Here is a 16,633-nt window from a genome sequence, read left to right on the forward strand (position 1 = left end):
GCTGTAGGGCGGGGGGGTACCCCGCCTGCACCTAGCCTCCGGTATGCGACATATGGCGGCTGACCTGCCCATCGACCTGCTGGCGCGAATAGTCGAAATCATGCCCCTTGGGTTTCAGCGCTATCGCGGCGCGAATGGCATCTTCCAGCTCTGCGTCGGCCTCTGACGCGCGCAGCGGACCGCGCAGATCCGAATGACCTTCCTGACCCAGACATGTGTAAATCTCGCCGGTGCAGGTGATCCGGACGCGATTGCAGCTTTCGCAGAAATTATGGGAAAGCGGCGTGATGAACCCGATCTTCTGTCCGGTGCCCTGCACCCGCACATAGCGCGCCGGACCGCCTGTCTTTTCAGGTAGATCCGTCAGCGATGACCGCTCTTCCAACCGCTTGCGCAGCTCTTTGAGCGACCAGTACTGCCCGATCCGGTCTTCGTTCCCAAGATCGCCCATCGGCATCACTTCGATGAATGTCAGGTCCAGATCACGCGAGGCGCACCAATCGGTCAGCGTGAACAGTTCATCTTCGTTAAACCCTTGCAGGGCAACGGTATTTATCTTGACCCGGAGGCCAGCGGCTTGGGCTGCATCAATGCCGCGCAGCACTTGTGGCAGGCGTCCCCAGCGGGTGATTTTGGCAAACTTTGCCTCGTCCAGCGTATCAAGCGACACGTTGATCCGGCGCACCCCGGCGGCGTAAAGGTCGCTCGCATATTTCTCTAGCTGGCTGCCGTTCGTGGTCACGGTCAGTTCGCTGAGCGCGCCACTGTCCAGATGCCGGGTCATGCTGCGAAAGAACGTCATGATGTCGCGTCGCACCAACGGCTCTCCGCCGGTGATCCGCAACTTGCGCACCCCAAGGCGGATAAAGGTCGAACACATGCGATCCAGCTCTTCGAGCGTCAGCAGCTCTTTTTTGGGCAGAAAAGTCATGTTTTCCGACATGCAATACACGCAGCGAAAATCGCAACGGTCCGTGACAGAGACACGCAGATATTGGATCGCGCGGGCAAATGGATCAATCAGAGGGTCATTCATGCCACCAACCTAGGGACAGGCGATCCGCTGCGCAAGCGCCAAGCCATCACTTGCATCACCCGGAACTGCGAAATACGGTCACACCCATGAGACTGATCATAAGCCTTACCATGCTCGCCTTCGCAGGCTGCACGGCGCCTTCGTTGCAAGGGTTGCCGATGGGCACCGCGCCCGTGATGCCTGCGCCGACGCTGGACCCCACACCGCCGCTGCCGCCTGCGGGTGCGACAACACCAGAACAGTTTGACACCACAAGTGCCGCCGACCGGGCCGCCGCAGTCGCCGCGCAAACGGCAACAGGTGAGGTGAATTTGGGCACGACAATCGCATCGCTGGGCCCCCCTGCAGAGCCGGGGATCTGGCTGAAAACGCCACTGGTAACGGCACTGGCGCGGGGGCGTGTGGTGTATAAGGGCAAGTCGGTCAATGTCGAACTGCGCCCCTCCGGTGGGGTTGTGGGGGCCGGCAGCCAGATAAGTCTGGCCGCCATGCGCCTGATTGAAGCCCCGTTGACAGGGCTGCCGGAGGTGATGGTTTTTCTCTATTAGGGTGGATTGAAATCCACCTTACGACATCAGTTGGCGCAACGCTTCCTTGACGGCGAAAGGTTTCATCGCGGCGGCATGGTCAGCGACAAACGCCCGCACGCGATCGGGGTCATGTTTGGATAATTCACGCAGCCACCAGCCGATTGCCTTTTGAATAAACCATGCGTGATCAGTGGTATAGCTGGCCGCCCAGCCCAGCACCCGTTCACGCGCCGCAAGCTCGGCGGGTTTGGGGTGGTTCTGTTTCGTCCATGGCAACGTCATCACCAGCGCGGCACGTCGGGTCCACATATGATCCGATCTGGTCCAGCTTTCGACCTGATCCAGACGCGACGGATCAGCGACCAGCCGTTTTTGCCCGGCGATTGACGCATGATCGGCAATCGCCCAGCCATCAAACTCAGGCACCCAAGACGCGATCAGATCCCATGCGGCCCTGTCATCGGGCCGAATGCGCGCCTGTGTCAACAGTTTGGCGGCGGCGATCCGCGCCTCGTGGATGTTGTTGTCCCACAGGTCGCGGGCCAAGGCGATGCGGGTGTCCAGATCGACGGCGGCGCGCCAGTCTTTCACATGGGCATCAATGTCGGGGTTGGCCACGCCCAGATATGGGCGGTCCACCTTATGATACTGGGCCATTTCGGCAGCTTTGACCGGGTCCGCGCCAAGTGCTGCGATGGCATCTGCGGCCTTCATTCGACCGTCACCGATTTGGCAAGGTTGCGGGGCTGGTCAACGTCCGTGCCCTTGGCAACGGCGGTGTGATAGGCCAGCAACTGTGCCGGAATTGCATAAAGGATTGGCGCAAGAAACGGGTCTACGGCGGGCATCACGATCGTATCCCAGACCCCGGTGCTAGCCTCTTGGGCACCTTTTGCATCGGTAATCAAAAGCACTTTGCCGCCGCGCGCCATGACCTCTTGCATATTGGATATTGTCTTGTCGAACAGGGCGTCACGTGGTGCCATCACGATCACGGGTACATGTTCATCGACCAACGCAATGGGGCCATGCTTTAGCTCTCCAGATGCATAGGCTTCAGCGTGAATATAGCTTATTTCTTTGAGTTTAAGCGCGCCTTCCAAGGCCAGCGGATACATGGCGCCACGCCCCAGAAACAGAATGTCGCGCGCCTCTGCCAGCTGCCGTGCAATTGTGCGGCATTTATCTTCGATACCCAAGGCAAGGTTGAGTATCCCCGGCAAACCGCGCAGCGCGGCCAGCTTTTGGGCCATTTCGGCGTCGGTGATACGGCCCCGCACATGTGCGGCCTTTATCGCCAACAGGGCAAGCGTGGTCAGCTGGCAGGTGAATGCCTTGGTCGATGCGACGCCAATTTCGGTCCCCGCCAGGATTGGCAATGGCAGGTCGCTTTCGCGTGCGATCGAGCTTTCGGGGACATTGACGACCGACACGATTTTGCTGGCTTTGCCTTGCATATAGCGCAGCGCGGCCAGTGTATCGGCCGTTTCGCCTGATTGACTGACGAACAGGGCGACGGTGCCCGGCGTGACCGGCGGCTCGCGGTAGCGAAATTCAGAGGCCACATCGACCTCGACCGGTATCCCAGCGAGCTGTTCGAACCAATATTTCGCGACCATACAGGCATAGAACGCGGTGCCGCAGGCAACCATTGTCAGTCGCTCGATTCGGGTGAAATCCAGCCCGGGGTCGGGCAGGGTGATCGCTGTCGCATCTGCATTGATGTAGTGGCCCAAGGCGCCTTGCAGCACGGTGGGCTGTTCGGCGATTTCCTTGGCCATGAAGTGTTTATAGCCGCCCTTATCGACACGGGCGGTGTCGATCTGGATCACCTTGATCGCGCGATTGGTGATATTGCCGTGAAGGTCGCGAATTTCGGCGGAATTGCGAGTGATCACGGCCCAGTCGCCTTCTTCCAGATATGAAATCCGGTCGGTCATCGGGGCCAGTGCAATCGCATCAGAGCCGACGAACATTTCCCCATCACCATACCCAATCGCCAAAGGGGACCCTTTGCGCGCGGCAATCAGCAGGTCATCCTCTCCCTCGAACAAGAAACACAGCGCATAGGCGCCTTCGAGCATGGCAATGGTTTGCTCTGCGGCGTCACGCGGGCTGAACCCCTGGTCGCGAAAATATTGGGCGAGCAGGGCAACGGTTTCCGTATCTGTCTCGGTTTCGAAGCCGATGCCTTTTTCAGCCAGAAAGGCCCGCAGCGCGCGGAAATTTTCGACAATGCCGTTGTGGACAACCGCGACACCGCCCGCACGGTGCGGGTGGGCGTTGCCGACATTGGGCGCGCCGTGGGTGGCCCAGCGGGTATGGCCGATGCCGGACTTGCCGGCCAGCGGTTCATGCACCAGCAGGTCAGACAGATTGACAAGTTTGCCAACGGCCCGGCGCCGGTCCAGTTTCAGGTGGTTGATCGTCGCAATGCCCGCGCTGTCATAGCCACGATACTCCAACCGCTTAAGCGCTTCGACCAAAATAGGCGCCGCTTCGTGGTAGCCCAGAACCCCTACAATACCACACATGATCAGGCCCCCTTTGCTTTTCTGGCGCGTAGCTTTTCGAACAGGCGCAGCGCAAATCCTGCTTTGTTGTCCTGCCGGGCGCGTGCCACGGCAAGATCGCCCGCCGGCACATCGCGGGTGATGACAGACCCGCTGCCGGTCATCGCGGCATTGCCGATTTTGACAGGGGCCACCAGCATTGTGTTCGATCCGATAAAGGCATCGGCGCCGATCACTGTTTTATGTTTGAAGACGCCGTCATAATTGCAGGTAATGGTGCCCGCGCCGATGTTGGCCCGCGCGCCGATGTCAGCATCGCCGATATAGGACAGGTGGTTGACCTTGGCGCCTTCGGCGATCTGCGCATTTTTGATTTCGACAAAATTGCCGATTTTCACGCCTTCGGCCAGCTCTGCACCGGGGCGCAGGCGGGCATAGGGGCCGACAACCGCGTCACGCGACACATGACAGCCTTCGAGATGGGAAAACGCGCGGATTGTGGCACCTGATTCAATGGTCACCTCGGGACCGAAGACCACGTTGGGTTCGATGATCGCGTCGCGGCCAATCACAGTGTCATGCGCAAAGAACACGGTCTCTGGCGCGGTCAGGGTCACGCCATCGTCTTGCGCCGCTGTGCGGGCGCGCGATTGAAACAGTGCCTCGGCGGCGGACAGCTCTGCACGGGAATTGATGCCAAGCGTTTCCGCCTCGTCACAGTGCACCACCGTGGCGGAAAGACCCTTGGCGCGTGCGATGCCGATGATGTCGGTCAGATAATATTCCCCAGCGGCATTGTCGTTCCCAACGGTGTCGATCAGGTCAAAAAGCGTGTTTGCGTGGGCTGCAATGACACCGCTGTTACACAGGGTTACGGCGCGCTCTTCGTCTGTTGCGTCCGTGAATTCGACGATTCGATCCAGCTGGTCCGCTTTCATGATCAAGCGGCCATAGCGCCCCGGATCAGCCGCCACGAAGCCCAGCACGACGATATCGTGGGTCAAACGGGCCGCTGTCATCGCGGCCAGCGTTTCGGGGCGGATAAACGGTGTGTCACCATAGAGCACGATCACGTCGCCATCAAAGCCCGCCAGCGCACCCCGCGCCTGCGCGACCGCATGCGCGGTGCCCAACTGTTCGCTTTGCTGTGCGATTACCGCATCGGGATCATACGCTTTGGCGGCTGTTTCGACCGCTGCGGCGCCGTGACCTGCCACAATGACGGTCAGGTCAGGTTCTAGCGCGGCGCCGGATTTCATCGCATGCACCAACATCGGCGCGCCAGCGATCTGATGCAGCACCTTTGGCAGTTCAGAATTCATGCGCGTGCCCATGCCCGCGCCAAGGATAATAAGTGCCGTTGCCATTGCTGCCTCAATCTTCTTTGTTTGTACGTCTTCTACTGGCCTTGGCGATTATCACAAGGGCAGGGGCTTCACATCAGTTTACGCATCGTTACAGAGGAGGCAGGCGATTTGCAGGAAGGTACACCATGCGCACAGTGATTTTCGATCTCGACGGGACCCTTGCCGACACCAGTGGCGATTTGATCGCCGCGGCCAACGTCTGTTTTCGGGGGCTCGGCTTGGGTGATCTGCTGGATCCGGTTGCCGATGCCGCCACCGCGCTGCGCGGCGGGCGTGCGATGCTGACGCTTGGGTTTTCACGGGTTGATGGGTTCGCTCAGGCGGATGTCGATCAGCAGTATCCGGTTCTGCTAACGGCCTATGCCAGCGATATCGACACCCACACCGTGCTGTATCCCGGTGCGATGGATGCGGTTGAGTTGCTAAAGCGCGATGGCTATGCAGTTGGAATTGCAACAAACAAACCCGAAGCTCTGGCCGAGACATTGATGCAAAGCCTTGGGGTACGGGGCCATTTTGGATCGCTGATCGGGGCGGATACATTGCCCGTGCGCAAACCTGACCCCGCCCATCACTTTGAGGCGGTGCGCCGCGCCGGTGGCGACCCAAAGCGATCACTTTTGGTTGGCGATACGGCGACCGACCGGGACACATCGCGCAATGCCGGCGTGCCGTCGGTGCTGGTCACGTTTGGGCCGGGGCGCGATGATGTGCTTGCATTGGACCCCGAAGCGACGATTGACAGCTTTGCCGAACTATCGGGCGTCGTCGCGCACCTGATCGGTTAACCCATTGACCGGGCACGCGGTGCGTCACACAGTTGCGCCATGACAGAAATATTTGCCGGCAGCTTCACCCAGCAGGAACCGATTCCCGATGACGGGATCGCAGCAGCATTGGCCGTGATGCAAACGGGACGGCTGCACCGCTATAACACCGCACCCGGCGAAGTGTCGCAGGCGGCATTGCTTGAGATCGCATTCGCCGCGCAAGTGGGCGCTGAATATTGCCTCGCGGTCGCCTCTGGTGGCTATGCGATGACCACGGCCTTGCGCGCGTGCGGTGTGGGGCATGGCGACAGGGTGCTGACCAACGCCTTTACGCTGGCACCGGTACCGGGCGCGATTGCCGCCGTGGGGGGGGTGCCGGTCTTTGTCGGTGTGACCCAGGAATTGGTGATCGACCTTGATGATCTGGCCGCAAAGCTGGATCAGGCCGGCGTCCTGCTGCTCAGTCATATGCGCGGACATATCTGCGATATGGATCGGCTGATGGCGCTATGTGACGCGGCGGGTGTGACCGTGATCGAAGATTGCGCGCATACGATGGGCGCTGCCTGGAACGGTGTACCCAGCGGGCGCTGGGGGCGGTTTGGCTGCTATTCCACCCAAACCTACAAGCATATCAATTCAGGCGAGGGTGGCTTGCTGGTTTCGGATGATGCCGAAGGCATGGCGCGCGCGATCATGCTGTCTGGCAGCTATATGCTGTTTGACCAACACCGCGCGGCACCGCCGCCTGAAACATTTGCCCGGATCAAATACGAAACACCCAATATATCGGGGCGTATGGACAACTTGCGCGCCGCGATCCTGCGTCCGCAACTGCGCGATCTGGCGACACAGGCCGCGCGCTGGAACGACCGGTATCGTGCGCTGGAAACCGGGCTTGCCGCTACCCCCGGCCTGCGCCTGATCACGCGGCCCGACAAGGAACAGTTCGTCGCGTCATCGTTTCAGTTCCTGCTGCTCGACTGGCCCGCCGATGCCGTTGCGGCTGTTCTTGGCCGCTGTGCCGCGCGCGGGGTCGCGTTGAAATGGTTCGGCGGGGCGGAACCCACCGGCTTTACCTCGCGCTATGACAGTTGGCGCTATGCGCCAAGCGCGCCGATGCCTGCGTCTGATCGGGTGCTGGCGGGTATCATCGACATGCGGCTGCCGCTGACCTTTTCGCTGGATGACTGCGCCATGATCGCGCGCATCATCCGCGCCGAGGTGAGCGCCGTCTGGCAGGGGCAGGCGGCGGCGCAGTAGCGCAAAAAAGGACTCGACAGGTCGCGCACTGCAGGCCTACAAATGAACAAGCGTTCAATTAACCGGGAGCGAGCGATGTTTCACGCCTCAATGACTTTTGATCTGGGCGAGGATGTGAATGCCCTGCGCGATATGGTGCATGGCTGGGCGCAGGCCCGCGTCAAACCCATGGCCGCCGACATTGACCGCAGCAATGCCTTTCCGCCCGCGCTGTGGCAGGAAATGGGCGACCTTGGCCTGCTGGGTGTCACCGTGGCCGAAGAATACGGCGGGGCTGGCATGTCCTATTTGGCGCACACAGTCGCAGTCGAGGAAATCGCCCGCGCCAGCGCATCGGTGTCGCTGTCGTATGGCGCGCATTCCAACCTGTGCGTCAATCAAATCAAGCTGAACGGGACTGACGCGCAAAAGGCGAAATACCTGCCGCGTCTGATATCGGGCGCACATGTGGGCGCATTGGCCATGTCCGAGGCCGGCGCCGGGTCTGACGTGGTGTCCATGTCGCTGCGCGCGGAAAAACGCAACGACCATTACCGCCTGAACGGCAATAAATATTGGATCACCAACGGTCCCGACGCGGACACGCTGGTGGTTTATGGCAAGACCGACCCTGATGCCGGATCAAAGGGGATCACCGCATTCCTGATCGAAAAGGACATGGTGGGTTTCACCACCAGCCCGCATTTCGACAAGCTGGGGATGCGCGGTTCCAATACCGCCGAGCTGATCTTTGACGATGTGCAGGTGCCGTTCGAAAATGTGCTGGGCGAAGAAGGGCGCGGCGTGCGCGTTCTGATGTCGGGTCTTGATTACGAACGTGTCGTGCTGGCGGGGATCGGCCTTGGCATCATGGCCGCCTGTCTGGACGAGATCATGCCCTATCTGGCCACGCGCAAGCAATTCGGCCAACCGATTGGGAACTTTCAACTGATGCAGGGCAAGATTGCGGATATGTACACCGCGATGAATTCCGCCCGCGCCTATGTCTACGAGGTTGCCAAGGCCTGCGACCGGGGGACCGTCACCCGGCAGGATGCGGCGGCCTGCTGTCTTTACGCCAGCGAAGAAGCGATGAAACAGGCGCACCAAGCCGTGCAAGCGATGGGCGGGGCCGGGTTCCTGAACGACGCCCCGGTCGCGCGCCTGTTCCGCGATGCCAAGCTGATGGAAATCGGGGCGGGCACATCCGAAATCCGTCGCATGCTGGTGGGCCGTGAATTGATGGGGGCGATGGGGTGAAGGATTCGGACGTTCAAAGGCACGTGGATGATTTGGAGCGTCAATGCCTTGAGAGCTTGGACCCGTTTGCCCATTTCGTCCTTCTCGATTCCGTTGACACGTTTAATCCGTTGCCATTTGCGATTTCTGATAAGATCACGGGCGAAACAATTTCAGATCATCCAATAAGCGATGTCATTAGGCTGTCGGAGAGCAAAAGGCAGGATAGCGTAAAGGCCCTAAAGCGAGTATTTCGCTATTTCTCAAGCGAAACCCTCGTTTTGATGCTGTTGTCAGGGCGACCACTGGGACCTTTTGTACGGCTCTCAAATGTCCTCCGAGGGAAAAAATTGGATGATACTTTCAAAAGTATTGCTCGGAAAGAAGTCCCGGAAGGTTTTGCGTTGAAGTTCGAGGGACAACCCTTGTCATTTGAAAAATGGATTTCTGAGAGGATAACTGCCGATCCGGATTGGCTTTCCGAGAACGGGTCCGGACAGATTGCAGACCTTATTGTGGAAGAGGCCGCAATGCTCTCGAATCGAGGAACGATTAACGCCTTCAAGCATTGCAGACCATTTTCGCATGCGAACAGTCCCGAAGTCGTGGCTACACCAAAGGACGGAGAGCGTCGACCGCTAAACGAAACTTTGAATGGTATCAATTGGATGGAATGGAAAGAAAACCAAGATACGATCACTCTGTCATACTTATCCGAAGAGATTGAAGATGGGCACGACCAACAGCGTCTTTTCAGCATCGGGTTGCTTCTGGACAGTCTGAAGCGTTTGCGTCTAGCCCAGCTTGGGGGAGCCGTTGAGAATTTCGAACTCATTTTGCCCACAGATATGAAAACTGGCTTGCGAGTAAGGCACCAGAAAATCGCGATCAAATACGCTTCGTCAGAGAGTGTTGAGACACTGCATGGGGCGAATGAATGAAACGCTGGATGATCTTCGCACCTGTCGCGGGATTGGCGGTTTTTGCTGCTGTATTGGGCCTGCGTCTGGGCGGACAACCCAGCGAGACGGATATCATCAACCGTTATGCCGCGGCCTATTTGGCGACAGCGGGCGTGGGTGCCAAACCGACCGATTGCGCCGCGACCACGCACCCCGATCCAGCGGTGCGGATGGTGGTGACCTGCAGCCATGCCAGCGGTGTGGTGACGACTTTTTTCGTGGGGCGACGGGGCGAAACGCTGCCGTTTCCCGATCAAGGGGAACCCACCACATGACACAGGTCGATGCACATTTGGCCGCACTTGAACAGGTCGCCGCTGCTGCTGCTGCTGCCGCCCTTGGTGGCGGTGAAAAATCCCGCGCGCGCCATATCAGCCGGGGCAAGATGCTGCCGCGTGATCGGGTCGCGGGCCTGCTTGACCCCGGCAGTCCGTTTCTTGAGATCGGCGCGACTGCGGCCCATGGCATGTACGACGGTGCGGCACCCTGTGCGGGTGTGATTGCCGGGGTGGGCCGCGTAAGCGGGATCGAGGTGATGGTCGTGTGCAATGACGCGACGGTGAAGGGTGGCACCTACTACCCCATGACGGTCAAGAAACACCTCAGGGCACAGGAGATTGCCGAGAAATGCCATCTGCCTTGCGTCTATCTGGTGGACAGCGGCGGTGCCAACCTGCCCAATCAGGACGAAGTATTCCCGGACCGTGACCATTTTGGCCGGATTTTCTATAATCAGGCGCAGATGTCGGCCAAGGGTATCCCGCAGATCGCGGTCGTCATGGGGTCCTGCACGGCGGGCGGCGCCTATGTGCCGGCGATGGCGGATGTGTCGATTATCGTCAAGGATCAGGGCACGATCTTTTTGGCTGGGCCGCCGTTGGTCAAAGCCGCCACCGGCGAGGTGGTCAGCGCCGAGGATCTGGGCGGCGGTGATGTGCATACGCGCCTGTCTGGCGTCGCGGATTACCTTGCCGAGGATGACGCCCATGCGCTGGCACTGGCGCGGCAGGCCATCGCATCATGTTCGCGTGAAAATGCGATACAGGTCAAACGGTTGCCTTCCGAACCTCCGACACTTGACCCGGCGACTTTGTTCGATGTGGTGCCCGCCGATTTGCGCACGCCCTATGACATTCGCGAGGTCATTCGCCGGGTTGTGGATGGGTCGCGGTTTGATGAATTCAAGGTGCGCTTTGGCGAAACGCTGGTGACGGGCTTTGCCCATATTGACGGCTGGCCATGCGGGATTGTGGCCAACAATGGCGTTCTGTTTTCGGAAAGCGCGCAAAAGGGTGCGCATTTCATTGAACTGTGCAGCCAGCGCAAAATCCCGCTGGTGTTCTTGCAAAATATCACAGGCTTCATGGTCGGTCAGAAATACGAAAACGAAGGCATCGCACGGCATGGGGCCAAGATGGTTATGGCCGTGGCCACAACGAAGGTCCCCAAGATCACGATGGTTGTCGGCGGTTCCTTTGGCGCTGGGAATTATGGCATGTCAGGAAGGGCTTACAGCCCGAATTTCATGTGGTCATGGCCCACGTCGCGGATTTCCGTGATGGGTGGCGCGCAGGCCGCTGGTGTGCTGGCGACGGTCAAACGTGATGCAATTGAACGGGGTGGCGGGACATGGTCAGCCGACGAAGAAGCCGCGTTCAAGCAGCCTACGATTGATATGTTCGCGGAACAATCGCACCCGCTGTATGCCAGCGCCCGGCTCTGGGACGACGGCGTGATCGACCCCCGCAAATCCCGCGAGGTGCTTGCGCTTTCACTGTCCGCCGCCTGCAACGCGCCCATAGAGGAGACACGCTTTGGCGTGTTCAGGATGTGAGCCGCATGTTTGACAAGATTCTCATCGCCAACCGGGGCGAGATTGCCTGTCGCGTGATCCGCACCGCGCGCGCCATGGGGGTCAGGACGGTGGCCGTTTATTCGGATGCGGACGCCGACGCCCTGCATGTCGCCCAAGCGGATGAGGCGGTGCGCATTGGCCCGGCCCCCGTCGCCGAAAGCTATCTGCGGGGTGATCTGATCATTCAGGCAGCCTTGGAGACCGGCGCGCAGGGGGTCCATCCCGGCTACGGCTTTTTGTCCGAGAACCCGGATTTTGTCGATGCGGTGACGGCGGCGGGGCTGGTTTTCATTGGCCCTTCGGCCAGCGCCATCCGGGCGATGGGGCTCAAGGATGCGGCCAAGGCGTTGATGGTCAAGGCGGGTGTGCCTGTGGTGCCGGGCTATCACGGCACAAATCAAAACCCCGACTTTCTGGCCGGTGAGGCCGACCAGATCGGCTATCCAGTTTTGATCAAGGCGGTCGCGGGTGGCGGTGGCAAGGGGATGAGGCTGGCACAAAGCGCCGCCGACTTTGCCGAGGCGCTGGCGTCGGCGCAGGCCGAGGCGCGCACTGCGTTTGGCAATGCCGATGTGCTGGTTGAAAAATATGTCACGTCACCGCGCCACATTGAGGTGCAGGTCTTTGGCGATGGCACCGACGCTGTGCATCTTTTCGAACGGGACTGTTCGTTGCAGCGCCGCCACCAAAAGGTGATCGAGGAAGCCCCTGCGCCGGGGATGACCGATGCGGTGCGCCGCGCGATGGGCGATGCGGCGGTGACGGCGGCCAAGGCCATCGGCTATGCCGGTGCGGGTACGATTGAATTTATTGTGGATGGGGCGGGCGGGCTGCGCACAGACGGGTTCTGGTTCATGGAAATGAACACCCGGCTACAGGTCGAGCATCCGGTCACAGAGGCGATTACCGGCGTTGATCTGGTGGAATGGCAACTGCGCGTCGCCAGCGGTGAGCCATTGCCCGCAGGGCAGGACGATTTGGTGATCAATGGGCATGCCTTCGAAGCGCGGCTTTATGCCGAAGATGTCCCGAAAGGGTTTTTGCCTGCGACCGGCGTGATTGATCATCTGCTATTTCCGGATTCGGCGCGGATTGACAGCGGTGTCGTGGCCGGGTCCGAAATCTCGCCTTGGTACGACCCGATGATTGCCAAGATCACGGTGCATGGGCGTGATCGTGCGACGGCGCTACGGGGGTTGTCGGCGGCGCTGGATGCCACGCAGGTTGCTGGTACGGTCACAAATCTTGGCTTTTTGCGCAGGCTGTCGCGAGATAAGGGTTTCGCTGCAGGACGGGTCGATACCGGGTTGATCGCCCGCCAAGAGGCGGTTCTGTGCGCGGTCGCCGTGGCGATGCCGCACGATCTGGCGATTGCTGGCGTGGTTGCGGCTGGTGTTGATCGTGGCGCGTTCACCGGGTTTGCGCTGTGGGCGCCATTGGCGCGGGACATTCTGCTGATGTATGAGGGCGCGCTGGTGACGGCGCGTCTGACGATGCAGGGTCCCGACCGCTGCGATGTTGCGGTGGCGGGCGCCTTGGTGTCGCTGACATGGCGCGGCGATCATTGGGGCGTGCCTGCGGTGCGCCATGGGCGCCGGGTCACGGTGTTCGGCGCGCAAACCCTGACCTTTGACATCGTTGATCCGCTGGACCGGGGCGTTGATGCCATGGGGGGCGATACGGTGCTGGCGCCGATGCCGGGGCTGGTGCGCGATGTGGCGGTTGCAGTGGGGCAGGCGGTTGCCGAAGGGGACCGGATGGTGGTGCTTGAGGCGATGAAGATGGAGCATGTCTTGCGCGCGCCGCGTGACGGTATCGTGTCAGCGGTTTTGGTGGTCGCCGGCGATCAGGTGACGGCCGGGGCCTTGATGGTGGCGTTGGAGGACGCAGGATGATCCGGTTGCATCATTGCCATCAGACCCGGTCGATGCGCAGCCTTTGGTTGCTGCACGAGATGGGCATTGATTTTGATCTGGTTGTTTATCCGTTCGACAAGACGCTGCGCGAAGAACCGTACCGTTCACTGAACCCCACGGGCCGGGTGCCGACGCTTGAGATTGACGGCGCGGTTGTCACCGAAAGTGGCGCCATTGCCGAAGTGTTGTGCGAACGGTTCCCGGCGGCGGGTCTGGGGCGTGCGCCGGATGACGCAGAGCGCATTCCATGGCTGAACTGGATTCATTTCGCCGAGACGATCAGCCAACATTGTGCCGCACTGACCCAGCAGCACGTCGCATTGCGCGAAGATCAGATGCGGTCACCCATTGTGATGCAGCTGGAGGCTAGGCGGTTGGCCAAGACATTGGGCGCAGTGGAGGCCGGGTTGCGCGGTGACTGTCTGCTGGCGTCGTTTTCGGCGGCTGATGTCGGGATCGGGCAGGCCGTTTATATGGCGGCGCATTTTGTCCGGTTAGATGGGTTTCCGAAGGTGGCTGCATGGTTTGATCGGCTTCAGGCGCGCGCAGCATATCGCATGGCGCTGCCGGATGAGCCCGGACTTTATCTGCGTGATTTCTATCCACCTTGGGATCTGCCGCAATGAGCGGCTGCGCAGCACGCGATATTTTGTGGGGCGCTGCCCCCGTCCCGGCACAGGGCCGGGACGTCCCCGGGATATTTCCGCTCGGAAGAAGTGAGGTGTGATGGCGGAGTTTGTACGTATTCACGAAGTGGGTCCGCGTGATGGGTTGCAGAATGAACCGGGGGTGATCGCGGTTGCGGATAAGGTCGCGTTGATTGACCTGCTGAGCACGTCGGGGTTGCGCGATATTGAGGTGGGTAGTTTTGTCAGCCCCAAATGGGTGCCGCAGATGGCCGATACGGATCGGGTGTTGGCGGGGCTGCATGCCGTGGATGGCGTGCGCTATGCTGTTCTGGTTCCCAACATGCGCGGCTGGGACGGGTTTGTTGCGGCGCGTGTGCCAGGTGTCACCTATGAGGTGGCGGTGTTTATTTCCGCTTCGGAAGGGTTTTCCCGGAGTAATCTGAATTGCTCCATCGCGGAATCGGTGGCGCGGTTGGTGCCGGTGGTGCGTGCGGCGCAGGCCGCAGGGGTTGGCGTGCGCGGCTATATTTCCTGCGTGACGGATTGCCCGTTTGATGGGCCGGTGCGGCCCGGTGCCGTGGCGCGTGCGGCACAGATGTTGTGGGACGTGGCGCCCATGCAGTTGTCGCTGGGCGATACGATTGGCAAAGGTACCCCGCAGACTGTTGCACGCATGTTGCGCGCGGTGTGCGATGTCGCGCCGGCCACCGCGTTGGCGGGGCATTTTCATGACACCGGCGGGCAGGCATTGGCCAATATTGCGACCGCGCTGGATCTGGGGCTGCGGGCGTTTGACAGTGCGGTGGGCGGATTGGGTGGTTGCCCCTATGCCCCGGGCGCGCCGGGCAATGTCGCGACCGAGGCCGTGTTGGAGATGCTGCATGGGCTGGGGTTTGAGACGGGTGTTGATCTGGATGTGATTGGACAGGCGGCCGAGATGGCGCGGGGGATGAGATGATTGATCTGGCGGTCGATGATCGCGGTGTGGCGACGCTGACGCTGGCCCGGCCCGACAAACACAACGCGCTGTCGCAGGCATTGATTGATGCGTTGCGCGATGCTGCGGCGCGTATTGCGGCGGATAGGGCGATCCGTGTTGTGGTGTTGGCCGGGCAGGGGGCTTCGTTCTGCGCAGGTGGCGATTTGGGCTGGATGCGCGATCAGATGGCGGGTGATACGGCAACGAAACGCGCGGCTGCCCGGTCGCTTGCCGAGATGCTGGGCGCGCTCAATACTTTGCCGCAGCCGCTGATTGGGCGGGTGCATGGCAATGCGTTCGGCGGCGGGGTTGGCATGGCCTGTGTCTGTGATGTGGCGATTGCCGCAGATCATGTGAAGTTTGGTTTGACCGAGACCAAGCTGGGTCTGATCCCGGCTACCATCGGCCCCTATGTGTTGGCCCGGATGGGCGAGGCGCATGCCCGCCGCGTGTTCATGTCGGCGCGGGTGTTTGGTGCGGCCGAGGCGGTGACGCTGGGGATCGTCGCCAAGGCCGTGCCTGCAGATATGCAGGATGCGGCTGTAGAGGCGGAGGTTGCCCCCTACCTGGCCTGTGCGCCGGGGGCGGTTGCTGCGGCCAAACGGTTTGCCCGGTCGCTGGGGCCGGTGATTGACGAAGCCACTGTCGCCCGTTCGATCGACGCGTTGATTGCCTGCTGGGATGGGGATGAAGCCGCGCAGGGGATTGCCGCATTTTTCGACAAGGTACCGCCAGCTTGGATGAAATAGGGCCCTTTGAGCGTTTGTTGGGGTGATGGTGCAGGGGCGTGTTTGGATAGTCGACCATACTTGCACCCCATGTCACAATGTCGATCGTGATCTTTTCCGAAAAAGATAGGGTGACAACTGTGAAGTCAGTCTGGCTGAACCGTGTGAACGCAGTATAATATACTAGAACCTGAACCGCTGGTTGATCGACTGTGCGTACAACATCACTTTTGTCGTGAAGACTTGCGCTACGGGCGCCCTTTGTCGATATCCAGCGCATCGCATGCGTGGTCATCGGGCTTTTGCATTGCGGCGTTTTTTGCCGGTCCGGCTGTTGGCGAAGATCAAAAATGACATTTGCCGCGTGTGTTATCGCGAACTATCCCGGCCTTGCGACACCTCTGCCCGTTGACCCCACCGGGACCCAGCGGTATGCAACACGCAGCCAACTTTAGGCGCGTCTTTTGGCGTGTCGCGACGAAAGGAATATCCTTTGCCCGAAATGCTATCCGAATATCTGCCGATCATGATTTTTCTGGGGCTCGCTATTGCGCTGGGCCTGATCCTGATCTTGGCGGCTGCCGTTATCGCGGTGCGCAACCCTGATCCTGAAAAAGTGTCGGCCTACGAATGCGGGTTCAATGCGTTTGACGATGCGCGGATGAAGTTTGATGTGCGGTTCTATCTGGTGTCGATCCTGTTCATCATCTTTGATCTTGAGGTTGCGTTCCTGTTTCCATGGGCCGTGGCGTTCAAGGATATCAGCATGGTCGGCTTTTGGTCGATGATCGTATTCCTTTGTGTGTTGACCATCGGCTTTGCATACGAATGGAAAAAGGGCGCGTTGGAGTGGGAATAATCCCGCTT

At 60.2% G+C, this 16,633-nt stretch carries 16 protein-coding genes; 12 read left to right on the forward strand and 4 right to left on the reverse strand.

Going from position 1 to position 16,633, the window contains the following annotated elements; translation table 11 throughout:
- Window positions 1-31 precede the first annotated feature (31 nt).
- Entirely contained in the window at window positions 32-1,036 is a 1,005-nt protein-coding gene (gene moaA / locus QZ196_RS06295) for a GTP 3',8-cyclase MoaA (RefSeq protein WP_296424910.1), read from the reverse strand.
- A 158-nt stretch (window positions 1,037-1,194) separates the two neighbouring features.
- Between moaA and QZ196_RS06300 the strand changes: the two genes are divergently transcribed.
- Window positions 1,195-1,584, forward strand: a complete 390-nt coding sequence (locus tag QZ196_RS06300) for a D-galactarate dehydratase (RefSeq protein ID WP_296424957.1) — start codon at window positions 1,195-1,197, stop codon at window positions 1,582-1,584.
- A gap of 18 nt (window positions 1,585-1,602) precedes the next feature.
- On the opposite strand, the gene QZ196_RS06305 is transcribed toward QZ196_RS06300, so the two are convergent.
- From QZ196_RS06305 to glmU, 3 genes are read right to left on the reverse strand one after another with little or no spacing between them, the layout of a single operon-like run.
- The gene (locus QZ196_RS06305; RefSeq protein WP_296424911.1) at window positions 1,603-2,280 is read right to left on the reverse strand and encodes a DNA alkylation repair protein; all 678 of its coding nucleotides are present in this window, start codon (window positions 2,278-2,280) and stop codon (window positions 1,603-1,605) included.
- On the reverse strand, window positions 2,277-4,100 hold the full coding sequence (gene glmS, locus QZ196_RS06310; protein WP_296424912.1) for a glutamine--fructose-6-phosphate transaminase (isomerizing): 1,824 nt from the start codon (window positions 4,098-4,100) through the stop codon (window positions 2,277-2,279). The genes QZ196_RS06305 and glmS overlap by 4 nt, the downstream gene beginning before the upstream one ends.
- Window positions 4,101-4,102: 2 nt before the next feature.
- A complete protein-coding gene (gene glmU / locus QZ196_RS06315) occupies window positions 4,103-5,446 on the reverse strand; it encodes a bifunctional UDP-N-acetylglucosamine diphosphorylase/glucosamine-1-phosphate N-acetyltransferase GlmU (RefSeq protein ID WP_296424913.1) in 1,344 nt (447 codons plus the stop codon).
- Window positions 5,447-5,571: 125 nt separating this feature from the next.
- Between glmU and QZ196_RS06320 the strand changes: the two genes are divergently transcribed.
- The 11 genes from QZ196_RS06320 to QZ196_RS06370 all read left to right on the forward strand — a co-directional run bounded on the left by QZ196_RS06320 (window position 5,572) and on the right by QZ196_RS06370 (window position 16,625).
- Entirely contained in the window at window positions 5,572-6,234 is a 663-nt protein-coding gene (locus QZ196_RS06320) for an HAD-IA family hydrolase (RefSeq protein WP_296424914.1), read from the forward strand.
- 39 nt (window positions 6,235-6,273) lie between these two features.
- A complete protein-coding gene (locus QZ196_RS06325) occupies window positions 6,274-7,479 on the forward strand; it encodes a DegT/DnrJ/EryC1/StrS family aminotransferase (protein WP_296424915.1) in 1,206 nt (401 codons plus the stop codon).
- A gap of 75 nt (window positions 7,480-7,554) precedes the next feature.
- On the forward strand, window positions 7,555-8,718 hold the full coding sequence (locus QZ196_RS06330; RefSeq protein ID WP_296424916.1) for an acyl-CoA dehydrogenase family protein: 1,164 nt from the start codon (window positions 7,555-7,557) through the stop codon (window positions 8,716-8,718).
- A 23-nt stretch (window positions 8,719-8,741) separates the two neighbouring features.
- Window positions 8,742-9,638: a hypothetical protein gene (locus QZ196_RS06335; RefSeq protein ID WP_296424917.1), complete on the forward strand. Its 897-nt coding sequence runs from the start codon at window positions 8,742-8,744 to the stop codon at window positions 9,636-9,638.
- Entirely contained in the window at window positions 9,635-9,934 is a 300-nt protein-coding gene (locus QZ196_RS06340; protein WP_296424918.1) for a hypothetical protein, read from the forward strand. The genes QZ196_RS06335 and QZ196_RS06340 overlap by 4 nt, the downstream gene beginning before the upstream one ends.
- The gene (locus QZ196_RS06345; protein WP_296424919.1) at window positions 9,931-11,493 is read left to right on the forward strand and encodes a carboxyl transferase domain-containing protein; all 1,563 of its coding nucleotides are present in this window, start codon (window positions 9,931-9,933) and stop codon (window positions 11,491-11,493) included. Before QZ196_RS06340 ends, QZ196_RS06345 begins: the two co-directional genes overlap by 4 nt.
- Window positions 11,494-11,498: 5 nt before the next feature.
- The gene (locus QZ196_RS06350; RefSeq protein ID WP_296424920.1) at window positions 11,499-13,409 is read left to right on the forward strand and encodes an acetyl/propionyl/methylcrotonyl-CoA carboxylase subunit alpha; all 1,911 of its coding nucleotides are present in this window, start codon (window positions 11,499-11,501) and stop codon (window positions 13,407-13,409) included.
- Window positions 13,406-14,056, forward strand: a complete 651-nt coding sequence (locus QZ196_RS06355) for a glutathione S-transferase family protein (RefSeq protein WP_296424921.1) — start codon at window positions 13,406-13,408, stop codon at window positions 14,054-14,056. The genes QZ196_RS06350 and QZ196_RS06355 overlap by 4 nt, the downstream gene beginning before the upstream one ends.
- 100 nt (window positions 14,057-14,156) lie before the next feature.
- Window positions 14,157-15,017 carry a hydroxymethylglutaryl-CoA lyase gene (locus tag QZ196_RS06360; protein WP_296424922.1) on the forward strand — a complete coding sequence of 287 codons (861 nt, stop codon included), beginning with the start codon at window positions 14,157-14,159 and terminating at the stop codon, window positions 15,015-15,017.
- The gene (locus QZ196_RS06365) at window positions 15,014-15,787 is read left to right on the forward strand and encodes a crotonase/enoyl-CoA hydratase family protein (RefSeq protein ID WP_296424923.1); all 774 of its coding nucleotides are present in this window, start codon (window positions 15,014-15,016) and stop codon (window positions 15,785-15,787) included. Before QZ196_RS06360 ends, QZ196_RS06365 begins: the two co-directional genes overlap by 4 nt.
- A gap of 472 nt (window positions 15,788-16,259) precedes the next feature.
- A complete protein-coding gene (locus tag QZ196_RS06370; protein WP_296424924.1) occupies window positions 16,260-16,625 on the forward strand; it encodes an NADH-quinone oxidoreductase subunit A in 366 nt (121 codons plus the stop codon).
- The last annotated feature ends 8 nt before the right edge of the window (window positions 16,626-16,633 follow it).

It is taken from the genome of Yoonia sp. (genome assembly GCF_017854565.1).
In the GTDB taxonomy this organism is placed as follows: Bacteria; Pseudomonadota; Alphaproteobacteria; order Rhodobacterales; family Rhodobacteraceae; genus Yoonia.

Excerpts from the sequence above, each read along its gene's own strand:
- QZ196_RS06325 (WP_296424915.1), top strand. The coding sequence starts at position 6,274 with ATGACAGAAATATTTGCCGGCAGCTTCACCCAGCAGGAACCGATTCCC.
- QZ196_RS06340 (WP_296424918.1), top strand. The coding sequence starts at position 9,635 with ATGAAACGCTGGATGATCTTCGCACCTGTCGCGGGATTGGCGGTTTTT.
- QZ196_RS06330 (WP_296424916.1), top strand. The coding sequence starts at position 7,555 with ATGTTTCACGCCTCAATGACTTTTGATCTGGGCGAGGATGTGAATGCC.
- moaA (WP_296424910.1), bottom strand. The coding sequence starts at position 1,036 with ATGAATGACCCTCTGATTGATCCATTTGCCCGCGCGATCCAATATCTG.
- QZ196_RS06360 (WP_296424922.1), top strand. The coding sequence starts at position 14,157 with ATGGCGGAGTTTGTACGTATTCACGAAGTGGGTCCGCGTGATGGGTTG.
- QZ196_RS06365 (WP_296424923.1), top strand. The coding sequence starts at position 15,014 with ATGATTGATCTGGCGGTCGATGATCGCGGTGTGGCGACGCTGACGCTG.
- QZ196_RS06355 (WP_296424921.1), top strand. The coding sequence starts at position 13,406 with ATGATCCGGTTGCATCATTGCCATCAGACCCGGTCGATGCGCAGCCTT.
- QZ196_RS06320 (WP_296424914.1), top strand. The coding sequence starts at position 5,572 with ATGCGCACAGTGATTTTCGATCTCGACGGGACCCTTGCCGACACCAGT.
- QZ196_RS06345 (WP_296424919.1), top strand. The coding sequence starts at position 9,931 with ATGACACAGGTCGATGCACATTTGGCCGCACTTGAACAGGTCGCCGCT.
- glmU (WP_296424913.1), bottom strand. The coding sequence starts at position 5,446 with ATGGCAACGGCACTTATTATCCTTGGCGCGGGCATGGGCACGCGCATG.
- QZ196_RS06305 (WP_296424911.1), bottom strand. The coding sequence starts at position 2,280 with ATGAAGGCCGCAGATGCCATCGCAGCACTTGGCGCGGACCCGGTCAAA.
- glmS (WP_296424912.1), bottom strand. The coding sequence starts at position 4,100 with ATGTGTGGTATTGTAGGGGTTCTGGGCTACCACGAAGCGGCGCCTATT.
- QZ196_RS06300 (WP_296424957.1), top strand. The coding sequence starts at position 1,195 with ATGGGCACCGCGCCCGTGATGCCTGCGCCGACGCTGGACCCCACACCG.
- QZ196_RS06350 (WP_296424920.1), top strand. The coding sequence starts at position 11,499 with ATGTTTGACAAGATTCTCATCGCCAACCGGGGCGAGATTGCCTGTCGC.